The 14,290-nt window shown below is 56.4% G+C and carries 8 protein-coding genes; 7 read left to right on the forward strand and 1 reads right to left on the reverse strand.

The window, feature by feature from the left end:
* Positions 1–332: 332 nt before the first annotated feature.
* On the reverse strand, positions 333–965 hold the full coding sequence (locus WCA10_RS25615; RefSeq protein ID WP_472825392.1) for a hypothetical protein: 633 nt from the start codon (positions 963–965) through the stop codon (positions 333–335).
* A 189-nt stretch (positions 966–1,154) separates the two neighbouring features.
* Between WCA10_RS25615 and WCA10_RS25620 the strand changes: the two genes are divergently transcribed.
* The 7 genes from WCA10_RS25620 to WCA10_RS25650 all read left to right on the forward strand — a co-directional run bounded on the left by WCA10_RS25620 (position 1,155) and on the right by WCA10_RS25650 (position 14,287).
* Positions 1,155–3,278 (forward strand): winged helix-turn-helix domain-containing protein, encoded by a 2,124-nt coding sequence (locus WCA10_RS25620; protein WP_472825393.1) that lies wholly within the window; start codon positions 1,155–1,157, stop codon positions 3,276–3,278.
* 288 nt (positions 3,279–3,566) lie between these two features.
* Positions 3,567–4,016 carry a cupin domain-containing protein gene (locus tag WCA10_RS25625; protein WP_472825394.1) on the forward strand — a complete coding sequence of 150 codons (450 nt, stop codon included), beginning with the start codon at positions 3,567–3,569 and terminating at the stop codon, positions 4,014–4,016.
* Positions 4,017–4,068: 52 nt separating this feature from the next.
* On the forward strand, positions 4,069–5,622 hold the full coding sequence (locus WCA10_RS25630) for a hypothetical protein (protein WP_472825395.1): 1,554 nt from the start codon (positions 4,069–4,071) through the stop codon (positions 5,620–5,622).
* Between the two features lie 253 nt (positions 5,623–5,875).
* A complete protein-coding gene (glgA, locus tag WCA10_RS25635) occupies positions 5,876–7,096 on the forward strand; it encodes a glycogen synthase (RefSeq protein ID WP_472825396.1) in 1,221 nt (406 codons plus the stop codon).
* Between the two features lie 89 nt (positions 7,097–7,185).
* Positions 7,186–9,174 (forward strand): alpha-1,4-glucan--maltose-1-phosphate maltosyltransferase, encoded by a 1,989-nt coding sequence (locus WCA10_RS25640; RefSeq protein ID WP_472825397.1) that lies wholly within the window; start codon positions 7,186–7,188, stop codon positions 9,172–9,174.
* 150 nt (positions 9,175–9,324) lie between these two features.
* Positions 9,325–13,023, forward strand: a complete 3,699-nt coding sequence (treS, locus tag WCA10_RS25645; protein ID WP_472825398.1) for a maltose alpha-D-glucosyltransferase — start codon at positions 9,325–9,327, stop codon at positions 13,021–13,023.
* A gap of 133 nt (positions 13,024–13,156) precedes the next feature.
* Entirely contained in the window at positions 13,157–14,287 is a 1,131-nt protein-coding gene (locus tag WCA10_RS25650) for a hypothetical protein (protein WP_472825399.1), read from the forward strand.
* Positions 14,288–14,290 lie beyond the last annotated feature (3 nt).

Consider the following 14,290-nt stretch of genomic DNA (forward strand, 5'->3'; position numbering starts at 1 on the left):
AGACACGGGCGCGATGAAAGTCTTCCGCTGTCCATCCCCACTTTATACTGTCGGTTTTCGAACAGCTGCGCGAATCCGAAAACTCTAATTTTTCTCTCCCTGGGTTGTCCAGAACTGCAACTGCGCTGCCCACGCCGCCGCCGGACTCCGCGGAACCGAAGCCAGCCTGCTGGTATTTCCGATCCTTGCCTGCCTCTTTTACCTGTTTCACAAACGCTATCCGAAGCAAGAGATTGATTCCGGAGCGTGCGAAGAGCAAATTGTCGTCCTCAAAAGTATGTCCCCGCCCTGATGACTTAGGACGGGGTGTGAGGGCTGCAATTCAGCCGGGATCAAAGCAGGCTGGGGAAGGTGGTTGAGGTGGTGATGCGGGTTGCCGCAACGACCCCTGTAAAGGTGGCGGCCTTGCTCCCATCGAGGTTATATCCCACCAGCGTGAAGCTACCGGAGTAGCTCTTGCCATCTTCGCTGACAGTTAAGCGCTCGGTGATTTGCGCTCCTCCCGTCGGATTGCCGATGCCGGCGGGCGCATTCGCCGTATCGTTACCGAGCCAGGGCAGGTGGTTGACGTAGTAGGAGCGAGTCCCCGACCTTTGCCAGACGCCCAGGCAGAAATTTCCATCCTGCGGCGGTCGAGCCGATTCCATGATCTCCGTCTTGTCGCTGTGGAAGACGGCGAATGCGTTGTCGATCATCGGGTACGCGTCAGGTGGGATCGCCGTGCCGTTGATCGTGTGCGCGGTGAAGATGACATGCCACATACCGACGATCGAAGGGCCGTCGTTGTCGTCGTCGTCGAACAGCGCGGCATGCATGAACTGCGCCGAGCCAAGCTGGGGATGCCAGGCTGAGGGTTTGACGTAATTCTTATTGAGACCACACTGTGCCAGGACAGTTGGCACCATCACCATCGCGAGCACAAGCGCACTCATCGCCGACATTAGACTGCAATTTCTTGTCCTCATTTGATCTCTCCTCGGCCGGGGAATTTGCCGGCAGTGCACCGAAGCTAATCGCGCGCCATGCTTCTGAGGCAATGAAGAGGTGGTAAAGCCCGAGGTGAAGATTTGGTAAAGGAATATCTGCTTAAAAACGAGCGGAATACGCGCTATGCTTGTAGACCCGTCATCCCCACATCGCGCGCGGAGGGTCCCGTGCCAACTCAAGCCGTCGGGCCCATGTACCAATTCGGCGATTTCCGGCTCGATTGCGGCCGCTTCGAGCTGTTCCGCAACGGCCATTCCCTGCGCGTCGAACGCAAGCCGATGGAGTTGCTCATCCTCCTCGCAACGCGTGAAAGCCAGCTCGTTACCCGCGCCGAAATCGCCCAGCGCCTGTGGTCGAGTGAAGTCTTCGTTGACACCGAGCACGGCATCAACACAGCCATTCGCAAGCTGCGTTACCTCCTGCGCGACGACTCCGAAGATCCCAAATTTATTCAGACCGTCACCGGTATGGGCTATCGCTTTATCTGTGCCATCGAAGTCTCAGAAGAGGCCCGGCCCGACGCGGTCCAGCCGGTAGACCCGCCAGCTCCAGCCAACCCCGTTCCAACCAGCGAGGTAAGAAAGGACGAACGCCGCAAGAGAGTCCCAGCCTGGCTCCTGCCCGCCGCTGGCATACTGGTTCTCTCCCTCGCTGGCGCAGCCTGGTATTTGCTCCGCCCCCTGCCCCAGCCCCGCATCACCGAATACAGGCAGATCACCCACGACGGCGTGCAAAGGTGGGTTGCGGGAACGGACGGAATGAGGCTCTTTGTCGTGAGCCTTGCCGGAAAAGTGAAAGCTGCTCAGGTTGACATCTCCACAGGAGAGGCGACGAACCTGCCAATTGCGATGGAGTTTACCGTGCCTGGTCCCGTATCCCCGGATGGAGAGACTCTACTGGTGTTTCAAGGGACGGATAGAACCCTTTGGACTACCAGCACCCAGGGGGGCTCGCTTCGCCGGCTGTCGGATAAGTCGATAGATTCGGTTGTTTGGTCTCCCGACGGAAAGTCCCTGATTTACACCTTGGAAAACGGAGATGTCTATGTCATGCGAAGCGATGGAACCGACGTTCACAAGTTAACTTCTGTGGGAGGTCCGGTCTTTGACATCGACTGGTCGCCGGATGGCAAGACGATCCGGTACACGAAGGATGATGCGTTGTGGCAGATGACTTCCAGCGGATCCAATCCACATCGCCTGCTCCCCGACTGGCCCGCTTCCCAAGGGATTTACTGCGGCCGTTGGACCCCCGACGGAGAATTCTTTCTCTTCGTGGCGGGACGCGCACGTTTACACGAGTGGGGTTATAAGATGCAAATGGGTCAATTGTGGGCACTCGATGAGCGTCGCAGGTTGTTTCGGCGTCTCCCCGCCGAACCAGTCAAGCTGACTGCGGAGGCGATAGGTTGGTGGGACCCGATTTTCAACAAGGACGGGCAGAAGATATTTGCGCGCGGCCTGACACCGCGGGGCGAACTTCTTCGGTATGACCCGAAAACCAGGATGATCGAACCCTACCTGGGCGGCATTTCCGCGGAGTTCGTGACCTTCTCACCGGATGGCAAGTCCCTTGCCTACGTCACCTTCCCTGAGGGCATTCTGTGGCGCGCCAATCGGGATGGCAGTGGGCGCGTCCAAATGACCGACCCACCCATGTACCCCATCCTGCCCCGATGGTCGCCGGACGGACGCCAGATTCTCTTCATGGCTTCGCCGGGTTTGCATGGCAGTGATGTGATGTTCATCATGCCTGCCGAGGGCGGAAAGCCACAGAGGCTGCTCCCCAGGGAGAATGGATCGGAGGCGGATCCGAACTGGTCTCCCGACGGCCGCAAGGTTGTCTTTTGGGACGGGGTCCATAACGACATCCGCATACTCGACATCACCAGCCATCAGGTCATGGTTCTCCCCGGATCCGACGGTCTATTCTCGCCACGCTGGTCTCCGGATGGCCGCACCATCGCCGTATTTGACCCGCCTAATAACCGAACCAAGCTCTTCGACTTCGCAAGGCAGCGCTGGTCAACTCTGGTAGACATGGGGCCGGGCGAATTTATTGAGTGGTCACCCGACAGCCGCTACATTTACTCCCTCTGTCTCGGCGACAGTCCGGGAGTGTGCCGGATCAATATCGAGAAGAACCGACTGGAGCACGTGGTTGATATGAAGGGGTTTCGCCCGACTGGATTAATCAACGCCTGGATAGGATTGGATCCCTCGGGCGCGCCGCTGATTCTTCGCGACGCCGGCCTGGCCGAAATCTACGCCCTCTCGTTTGAAGTCAAATGAGAAACTGAATCTCAACAGTTCTGCCGATGGAGTTGTTGATCCTCCTCGCCTCACGTCCCGGCCAGCTCGTTACCCACGCCGAAATTGCTCAGCTTGGAAAATACGACCGCGATTTTGACCATGTACCAAAATTATTTGAAAGTCTCCGCCTTCCGTGCTTTCCTCATCCCGCTTTCCCCGCCCCTGTCGCGCCTGACCGCAATTCTCTTGCAAGCCAACAGTCGCTCTTTGTAGTAAAACGGTTCTCTGATACGAAAGATCACCTGGTTCCATTTGGGAGGTTTGGAAATGCTTTCGCGTAGAGAACTGATGATTGCTTTGATTGCGACTGTAAGCACCGCCGGCGCGTTCGCGGCGGCTGACCGTTTGCCGCTGCTCGGCTCGTCCGTGTTTGACTGGAAATCGGTTCCGGCCAAGCCGACGGAAACGGGTTCGGTGAGGTCTTTCTTCAAGGTGCGTACACCAACGCTGGAACAATTGGAGGTGCATGTCACCACGCTGAATCCCGGGAAGTCACCGCATCCGCCGCATCGCCATCCGAACGAGGAGATGATCATTGTGCGTCAGGGCACCGTCGAGGCGCTGGTGAATGGCGACTGGAAGCGGGTTGGACCGGGGTCGGTAATCTTCTTCGCTTCGAATCAATTGCACGGTCTGAGAAACGTGGGCACTGATCCAGCTGTGTATCACGTGATCAACTGGAAGACGGCTGCTACTCCAACTGATACCCATGAATGAGAACTTGTGGCCCTAAAGCAACTGGTCAATCGCCGGGATGAATGAGGGGGCAATGAAAGTGACATCCGCACGTCGTATTTTGGTTTGCCTCAGCAGCTTGATTCTTTCCTTCGAGGCCGGAGCTTGTGTAGCGCAGGCGGGAGTTCGCCGACTCGGATTTTTTGAAGGACAGACAGACATTGGCGCAGTGTCGCCTCCGGGAGTCGGCACCTACGACGCCGGGAACGGAGTCTACACGGTCGCCGCGGCGGGCGCCAACTTGTGGACGACAGTCGATGCGTTTCACTTTGCTTGGAAGAAGGTATCGGGCGATGTTTCGCTGACGGCCGATATGGCGTTTCCTTCGACTAAAGGCAATCCCAGTCCTCACCGGAAAGCGGTGCTTATGTTTCGCCAGACGCTTGATGCAGACGGAGTGTATGTGGATGCGGCGCAGCATGGGTCGGGCATGACGGCATTGCAGTACCGGCGCGAGCGGGGCGTAACCACGCAGGATATCGAACTGAACATCGAGTCGCCCCGACAGGTTCGGCTGGAAAAGCGCGGCGACACGATCACGATGTTTCTGAGCAATCACGGGGAACCGCTGCACCAGGTGGGAGCATCCATCAAGCTGCATTTGGACGGGACCTTCTATGCCGGGATCGGAGTTTGTTCGCATAACAGCGAAGTGGTCGAGACGGCGACGTTTAGCAATGTGAAGCTTGAGAAGCCCGCCGAGACGACTGCGCAACCGGTTCTCTTCAGCACGTTGCAAACAATCGGTATTGAAGACAACTTCCGGCGCGCGATGGTGGTGGCAACAGGACCTGGTCGGATGGAGGCTCCAAACTGGAGCAAAGACGGCAAAACCTTGATCTTCAATCGCGACGGACACATCTGGGCGATTCCGGCTGAAGGCGGACCGGCCAGGATGATCAACACGGGTGCGGCGACAAACTGCACCGGAAGCCATGGATTGTCGCCGGATGGAAAGTGGCTGGCGATCAGTTGCAGCATGCCGGGAAAGCCCGAGACACGCGTGTATATCGTGCCATCTGATGGCGGGGAGCCGAGGCTACTCACGCAGAATCCCTCGTCCTATTTTCACAGTTGGTCGCCAGACGGAAAGACGATCGCCTTCACGCGGCCGAATCACGCGGGAGGCGGCAATATCCTTTCGATTCCTGTCGAAGGCGGAGTGGAAACGGCATTGACGACAGGAAGCGGGATCAGTGATGACCCGGACTACTCGGCGGACGGGAAATGGATCTATTTCAATTCCGATCGCGCAGGCGGTCTGATGCAGATCTGGCGCATGCGCCCGGATGGGAGCGGCGCGGAACAAGTGACATCAGATGAATTCAACAATTGGACGCCGCACCCTTCGCCGGATGGAAAATCCATTGTGATTGTCGGTTACGACAAGGATGTGAAGGGCCATCCGACAAACAAGGATATCGCCCTGCGAATCCTGAACATTAGCGATGGCAAGGTTCGCGTTCTGGTCAACCTGGTGGGCGGCGCAGGCACCGACAACGTGCCCGACTGGGCGCCGGACGGGCTCCATCTGGCTTTTGTAAGTTTTCAGATGCTGCCGGAGGGAGATTCAGGTCCGAGCCAGTGACGGGTGGCGGCTGCGATTCAGGAATATCCACATCTGCAAAGAACCGTGATCGGCCGAATCTTGCGGGAGAGCTTGCACCGGTCAGGGTCGGCATCTAAACTCATCCGGTGCAGTAACATTGGGGAATCGAGGGCTGTCCGGATGCACCGCCGCGTGGCCCTTGTCTGCATGAGTTTTCCCGATGGAATTCGGCAGAGCACAGGTCGCCGAATGAATCGAGAGCGCCAGGATGGTGAGGCCGGAGGTCAAAGGAATGCGCGTCGGCATCTTCACACGTGAGTATCCGCCCCTGGTATATGGCGGCGCCGGCGTTCACGTCGATTACCTGAGCCGGGAACTCGCCAAAGTGATTGCAGTTGAGGTGCACTGCTGGGGTCCCCAGCACTCTGACGTGGGCAACTTACACGTTCGCGGAGCGGAGCCATGGCCTGAGATTTCCAATGGCACTGAAGGAAAATTCAAGGGAGCACTCGAAGCCTTCAGCCTGAACCTTACACAGATCAAGGCTCTCGAGGGAATCGATATCGTACACACACACACGTGGTACGTGTCGATGGCCGGATTCCTTGCAAAAAAGCTCTACGAAGTTCCGTTCGTCCTTACAACACATTCCCTTGAACCGCTGCGGGCCTGGAAGGCCGAACAACTTGGCAGCGGGTATGCGATGAGCTCGTGGATGGAGCGGACGGCTATTCTGGATGCCGACGCCGTCATTGCAGTCTCGCAAGGGACGAAGGAAGACATCCAGCGAGCATACCCAGAGGTCGATCCAGCGCGCATTCACGTTATTTATAACGGGATCGATCTCGCGGAGTATCAGAAGACCGCGGAGACCAAGGCTCTGACGGATTATGGTGTTGATCCGGCTGTTCCCTATGTGCTGTTTGTGGGGCGAATTACTCGTCAGAAGGGCGTCACGCATCTCGTTGATGCCATTCGCTACTTGCCCGCCGAGACGCAGGTAGTGCTGTGTGCCGGGGCGCCGGATACGCCGGAGATCGCAACCGAACTTCGAGACAAAGTGAACGCGGCTCGCAAACATCATCCGCGCATTGTGTGGATCGAAAAAATGGTGACCAAACGGGAGACGATCCAGCTTTACAGCCACGCACGTGCCTTTTGCTGCCCGTCCGTTTACGAACCGTTTGGCATCATCAACCTTGAGGCGATGGCTTGCCGGTCGCCGGTCGTTGCGAGTTCCACCGGGGGCATCAAAGAGGTGGTTGTCGATGAAATGACGGGCTATCTCGTTCCGTTTGAACAGGATCCTGTAACAAGCTTTCCGCGCGATCCGGAGAAATTCGCGAAGGATCTTGGGGCCAGGATTAACGAATTGCTCCGGGACGAGGAAAAATGCAAACGGTTTGGTAATGCGGGCAGGCGTCGGGTTGAGGACATCTTCAGCTGGACGGCGATTGCGCATCAGACCATTGACCTCTATCAGCGCCTGATCGAGCAAAAGAAGAAGCAGTAAATAGGCCACTCGATTGGGTAGATAGAAAAAATACTGCTGTAATGCGGAACGGCGAGAATCTTGCAGAACATGATTGAGCGGTGACAACAATGCGATCGGACGGACGCAGACGCGTCATTATCGAAGGAATTACGCCACAGGTGGATTGCGGGCGCTTCGCGGCCAAGCGGACAGTGGGCGATCAGGTGCACGTCGAAGCCGACATTTTTACGGATGGGCACGATGCGATTGCGGCTTCGTTGCTTGCTCACCGGGAGGGCTCCGACGAATGGACGGAGATTCCAATGAAACCCCTGGTGAACGACCGGTGGGAAGCTTCATTCCGGGTCTCAGAGCTGGGACGCTACGGCTACAAGGTCCTGGGGTGGGTCGATCATTTTGAGACGTGGCGGCGCGACCTGCTGAAGCGCATCAAGGCTGAGAGTGATGCGACCGTGGACTACTTGATCGGTGCGGAACTTGTGACACAGGCGGCACAAAGAGCGTCTGGCGGGGACCAGGTATGGTTGCGCGAGCGAGCTGCTGTTTTGCGCTCGGGATTGTCGGCCAGCGAACTCCGAATTCACGCAACCGATCCCATGCTGCACGAGCTTGCGCTGCGTTATCCTGACAAGCGGTTCGCCAGCGAGTCGACTCCGGAATTGACGATCGTTGTCGATCCTGTACGCGCCCGATTCAGTTCCTGGTACGAATTCTTCCCTCGTTCGACGGCGGAGAAGCCGGGAGCGCATGGTACGTTTGCCGATTGCGAGAAACGGCTGCCGTACATTGCGGAAATGGGATTCAACGTCGTGTACCTGCCGCCGATTCATCCCATTGGGAGGATGTTCAGGAAGGGACGCAACAACAATCCCGAGTCTCAGCCGGGTGATTCCGGCAGCCCCTGGGCTATCGGCGCAAAAGAAGGAGGACATAAGGAAATTCTGAGCGATCTGGGAACGGTCGACGACTTCAGAAGATTTGTCGCCAAAGCGGATAAGCTCGGATTATCGGTTGCATTGGATATTGCATTCCAGGTCGCGCCGGATCACCCATACGTAAAAGACCATAAGACTTGGTTCAAGAAGCGGCCGGACGGAACGATCCAATATGCGGAAAATCCACCAAAGAAATATCAGGACATCTATCCCTTCGATTTCGAAAGCGACGATTGGGAGGGGATGTGGACCGAGCTGAAAAGCGTTTTTATTTATTGGATCGATGTGGGCGTAACGATCTTCCGCGTCGATAATCCGCACACCAAAGCGTTCCCTTTCTGGGAGTGGGCGATTACGGAGATCAAGCGGGATCACCCGGAGGTGCTCTTCCTCGCGGAAGCCTTTACCCGTCCGAAAATCATGTATCGGCTCGCGAAGCTGGGATTCAGCCAGTCGTACACGTATTTTCCATGGCGCAACGGAAAGCATGAGATCACGACTTACCTCACCGAACTGGCGCAGACGCCGGTGCGGGAGTTTTTCCGGCCCAATCAGTGGCCCAATACTCCTGACATCCTGACCGAGTTTCTTCAAATGGGAGGCCGTCCAGGCTTTGTGATTCGGCTGTTGCTGGCGGCGACGTTAGGCGCCAACTATGGCATCTATGGTCCAGCCTTCGAATTACAGGAAAACAAGCCGGTTAGGCATGGCAGCGAAGAATACCTGAATTCTGAAAAATACCAGATCAGAACCTGGGACCTGGAGCGCCCGGACAGCCTTCGCAATCTGATTGCACGGGTGAACGCTATTCGCAATGAAAATCCAGCTCTTCAGAATGATTGGACATTGAAGTTTCATTCCACCGACAACGACCAACTGATTTGTTACAGCAAGGAATCGGACGATCGCTCGAACCTGGTTGTGACAGTCGTGAACCTCGATCCCCACCACACGCAGGCAGGGTTTGTGAACCTGCCTTTGGAAGAGCTCGAAATTCCTCAGGATCGCCCCTTCGAAGCCGAGGATATGCTGACAGGCGAGCGATACTTATGGCAGGGCCCGCGCAATTACGTCGAGCTGAATCCCATGACAATGTCGGGCCACATTCTCAAAATCCATCGTCGTATGAGGGTGGAAACGGATTTCGAATACTTTCTTTAGTTTCGTCGATTTCGATTGGATTGGCTTTTGAGACATCCCAAGCCGCCATCAGGGGCGTCGACTAAAGCTGACTTGCTTTCGCCGCAGCTTCTGCCCCTTCAGCAAACGTCAGTCGTTCAGGTGCATCAAATCAGCTTGGAGACCCTCCGCGTGAAGAAGATTGCAAGCGCCACTGATCCGCTCTGGTACAAGGACGCGATCATTTACGAGCTTCACGTGCGAGCCTTCGCCGACTCCAACAACGACGGGATCGGAGATCTCCCGGGCTTGATATCAAAGCTCGATTATCTGCAGGATCTCGGAGTCTCGTGCATCTGGCTGCTGCCTTTTTTCCCTTCTCCGCTACGCGATGACGGATACGATATTGCGGATTACACGAATGTCAATCCCTCATATGGAACGCTGAGCGACTTCAAGCGGTTTCTCGATGAGGCTCACCAACGCAATATGCAGGTGATGATCGAACTGGTCATTAACCATACGAGTGACCAACATGCCTGGTTCAAAGCCGCGCGTTTGGCGGCTCCAGGCTCACCCGAGCGCGAGATGTATGTCTGGTCACAAACAGACCAGCTTTACAAGGATGCGCGCATCATATTTACCGACACGGAGAAATCCAATTGGACATGGGATGAGACAGCGCAGGCTTACTACTGGCATCGCTTCTTTTCACACCAACCCGATCTGAACTGGGATAATCCGCGCGTGATGGAAGAAGTGCTGAAAGCCATGCGCTTCTGGCTCGACATGGGCGTTGACGCGCTGCGCATGGATGCTATTCCTTATCTTGTGGAGCGCGATGGAACTTCGTGCGAGAACCTGCCCGATACTCACCATGTCATCAAGGCAATCCGCGCAGCCATCGACGCCGACTATGCCAACCGGCTGATTCTGGCTGAAGCGAATCAATGGCCGGCGGATGTGCGCCCTTATTTCGGCGATGGCGATGAGTGTCACATGGCGTTCCATTTTCCGCTGATGCCTCGTATCTACATGGCCCTTCGCCAGGAGGATCGACTGCCGATTACTGACATCATGGCGCAGACTCCTCCCATTCCGGATAGCTGCCAGTGGGGTCTGTTTCTACGCAATCATGACGAGCTGACACTGGAAATGGTGACAGACGACGAGCGCGACTACATGTACTTTGCTTATTCGGCCGACCCCCGCATGCGTGTTAACGTCGGCATTCGACGCAGGCTCGCGCCACTGGTCGACAACAATCGACGCCGCATCGAGCTGCTTAACTCCCTCCTGCTCAGTTTTCCCGGAACGCCGATCCTCTATTACGGCGACGAGATCGGGATGGGCGACAACATTTATCTGGGCGATCGCAATGGCGTGAGAACTCCGATGCAATGGACATCGGATCGGAACGCAGGGTTTTCCAAGTGCGATCCAGCGCGCCTCTACTTCCCGGTAGTGATGGACCCGATCTACGGATACCAAGTGGTGAACGTCGAGGCGCAACAGGCGGATCAGTCCAGTCTGTTGCAATGGACGCGCAACATGATTGCGCTGCGCAAGCTCTTCCAGGTCTTTGGCCGTGGAAGTCTGCTCTTTCTCAATCCGTCGAACAGGAAGATCCTCGCGTATCTGCGGGAACTGGAACAAGACTATGGGACGCATGAGATCGTATTGTGCGTCGCTAATTTGAGCAGGTTTGCACAGCCGGTTTCGCTGGATCTCGCAGCGTACGAAGGCATGGAACCAGTAGAGATGCTGGGCTACGTTCCGTTCCCCACGGTCACGGCCGCGCCATATCGGTTGACGCTCGCGCCGTATTCATTTCTTTGGCTCGAATTGCAGGCTCCGACTTCGGACGCAAAGAACCTGCCCGAGCTTCAAGGCGTGCCGGTGGCAGAACCTCTTGGGACGGAAATGACGGTACTTGACCTGAAAACATCCGGTTGGCCTGAAGTCCTCACAGCCAATGGTTTGGCGCGCATTGAATCCGCATTGCCAAACTGGCTTGCGCACCAACGGTGGTTTGGTGCCAAGAGCAGAAGGATCCAGTCCGTGCGCGTTTCGCACTGGGCCGACCTCTCCTCCATCGCGGAGTCGAATGCGGGAGATTTCCGGTCCGCTAAGTCTGAGGACGATCTCGTTTCTCCGGCCATCCTCTTCGTAGAGGTGACTTACTTTGAGGGTGCACCAGATTCTTATCAGATTCCAGTCGCAATGAGCACCGGGAATCAAGCGGACACCATCGCCCGAGAACGCCCAGACAGCGTCCTGACCACTCTTGCGTTCTCAAGCGGCACGGCCATTCTGCATGACGCTACACTCCGCGAAGACTTTCGCCGAATTGAATTAAAGTTGATCGAATGCAACTCTACGATCCCTCTCGCATGTATCGATATTCCCAAGTCGACGATAGCGGCGCAGGCGACTTCCGCTGAACTGGACGTAGCCAGCCTCAAACCCTCAGGGGAGACTTCGGCCGAATCCATTGGCAGCAAGACCAAACCGAACGTCCTTTCAACACAGCCACTGCCGCTCGATGTGCAACCTGGCGAAGCAGCATCTGAGCTGCGTCCAGACCCAGCAGTGACTCGGGTCGCCAGCGCCGAAAGAATCAAGCCGAGCGAGTCGCCTGCAGCCGGAGAAACCGCAGGATCGACCGCATCTCTCAGCGCCCATGCTTCGTCCACGCTTCGTGATTTAGAAATCTCAAAGACGTTAGAGTCCCGCGTCGGCTCGGCGGAACAGTCCAACACTTCCATCATCTACGGCGATGCGCTGATTCTGAAGATGTTCAGGAGGTTGCAGCCAGGCCAAAATCCAGACGTGGAGATTGGGCGGTTCCTCACTGAAGTTGCACATTTCGATTGCATTCCGCCGTTCTTCGGCGAGATTGCGATGACGTCCGCGTCTGGGGAAAAGACAACAGTCGCGATGCTGCAGGGCTTGGTAGCTAACGAGGGTGACGGCTGGGCGTGGTTCCTTCGGCAGCTAAGCGGTTTTTACAGGCACATTTCTCTCAATTCCAGTGCACCCGTTGTGCCGTCTGCAGAGTTTGGAACTACTCGATCACTCCCGGATTGGATGCCCGAAATCTGCTTCGAAACGATGGTGGCTTCCGCTCTTTTGGGTCGTCGAACAGCGGAGATGCATATCGCGCTGAGTTCCCCCTCCTCTGACCCGGCGTTTATGCCAGAACCATGTTCCCATGACGACCTGCAGGCGGATGCACTCCAGATTGAATCGCAAATACGATCTGCTTTGGAAGCGCTCAAATTGAGGCTCTCGTCTCTTGACGAATCGGCCGCTGACGATGCCGGTCTGCTCCTCTCCAAACGCCTGGAACTCTTCGATCGGAGCCGCTCAATCGTGAATCTTGCGGCGGCGGGGCAGCGCATTCGCATTCACGGCGATTATCATCTTGGACAGACGCTCAGGACCGGTACGGCACACGGCGCCACCGGGAATGGCGACTTCATTTTGTTGGATTTCGAAGGCGAGCCGGCACGGCCTCTTTCTCAGCGCCGTCGCAAGCAGTCGCCGCTGAAAGATGTGGCTGGGATGCTGCGCTCGTTTTCCTACGTGGCTTTCGCGGGATTGAATGAGTACGAACTAAACACCGCCAGGTCGACGCAAACATCGGCAACCACAAGCCTTGGCACGTGGTCCCAGGCGTGGCAAAGGCTCGCCTCGGCCGAATTCCTTCAGGCCTATCACGAGACCATTCAAAGGAAACCGGAGCTTCTGTCCTCGCCCAGCGAAACGCAGACCTTGCTGGAAGCATTTGTGCTTGAGAAGGCACTTTACGAACTGCAGTATGAACTCAACAACCGACTCACGTGGGTGCATATCCCGCTTGCAGGTATCCTGACATTGTGCAAGTGACCGGCATCAAATCCATACAGCCGGCCATTTCGTAGATCACCTTCCTGAGAGAGACGCACAGTTCTAATCCCCTATGGTAACCACGAATTCAACTCCGGACGCTCATTCGACGGAAACTTCCGCGCCAGCGGGAATGCTTGTTTTTGTCGCGCCGATGGCGGCCGAGTCACTTACGAATATCTTTGCGACCTTGGTCGCGCTCTTTCCTGCGGAAGGCCTCCTTATTGCGACTCCTAACGATACGTCAGGAACTACGTATCCGGGTCTGCGCATAATTTCGACGCAAGCTTCAAACGCCGTTTGGCCGTTAACTGCGGCTGATTTTGTGCATGCAGTGAATGCCGCGAAAGAGAATGGAACTCGCGGAGTCCTGATGCTCGGCCCTGGTGCTGACTCTTTGAGTGCCGCGGCACTGCGCGAACTGGCGAACGCCGTATCGGATTCCACCTTCGATCTCGCGGTCCCCCACTACTCGCTTCCACCGAGCGCCGGTCTCGTGAACTCGGCCATTCTCTACCCACTCAGCCGGGCCTTGTTTGGTTCGCGGGCACGATTTCCGCTGTCGATTGATTTGGCCTTCTCTCTCCGCATGGCGGATCGGCTCGCCAGTACAGCGCAACGCTTTGTCAATTCAACTCAGTCTGACGCGATTATCTGGCCGGTAAGCGAAGCCGCGGTTGCTGGGTTGAGTGTCGATGAGATCGACGTAGGAACGAGGATGTTGCCGCAACCCGCTGAACCAAACATCAATGCGATTCTTACCCTGGTTACGGGATCTCTGTTCGCAGACATTGAAGCAAAAGCCGCATTCTGGCAGCGGCCTCGCCGACTTCCGCCGGAAAGGCGGACCTCTCGCCCAATCCCTGGGATCGAGGGAGAGGTTGATGTCGTCCCTATGGTCGAAGCATTTCGCCTGGCATTTTCAAACCTTCAGGAAATCTGGTCCCTGGTGCTGGCTCCAAATTCACTGCTCGGCCTGAAGCGGCTCTCGGTTGTGGAGCCTTCGGCGTTTCGAATGACGGAGAATCTCTGGGCACGAATTGTTTTTGATTTTCTAGTGGCTTACAGACTGCGCACTCTCAATCGCGGACATCTGCTTGGCGCATTGATTCCACTTTATCTTGCATGGGTGGCCGGTCACCTCAATGTTGTGAAGTCGGGCACCAGTTCCGAGGCTCACGTTGAGGCGGTTGCCGCCGCATTTGAATCTGACAAACAGTACATTGTTTCGCGCTGGCGCTGGCCAGACCGGTTTAACTCGTGATGC

The organism is Occallatibacter sp., assembly GCF_049582745.1.
In the GTDB taxonomy this organism is placed as follows: Bacteria; Acidobacteriota; Terriglobia; order Terriglobales; family Acidobacteriaceae; genus Telmatobacter.

What these genes read in the sequence shown, in the direction of transcription:
- WCA10_RS25615 (WP_472825392.1), bottom strand. Translation starts at nt 965, where the DNA reads ATGAGGACAAGAAATTGCAGTCTAATGTCGGCGATGAGTGCGCTTGTG.
- WCA10_RS25625 (WP_472825394.1), top strand. Translation starts at nt 3,567, where the DNA reads ATGCTTTCGCGTAGAGAACTGATGATTGCTTTGATTGCGACTGTAAGC.
- WCA10_RS25630 (WP_472825395.1), top strand. Translation starts at nt 4,069, where the DNA reads ATGAAAGTGACATCCGCACGTCGTATTTTGGTTTGCCTCAGCAGCTTG.
- glgA (WP_472825396.1), top strand. Translation starts at nt 5,876, where the DNA reads ATGCGCGTCGGCATCTTCACACGTGAGTATCCGCCCCTGGTATATGGC.
- WCA10_RS25640 (WP_472825397.1), top strand. Translation starts at nt 7,186, where the DNA reads ATGCGATCGGACGGACGCAGACGCGTCATTATCGAAGGAATTACGCCA.
- WCA10_RS25650 (WP_472825399.1), top strand. Translation starts at nt 13,157, where the DNA reads ATGCTTGTTTTTGTCGCGCCGATGGCGGCCGAGTCACTTACGAATATC.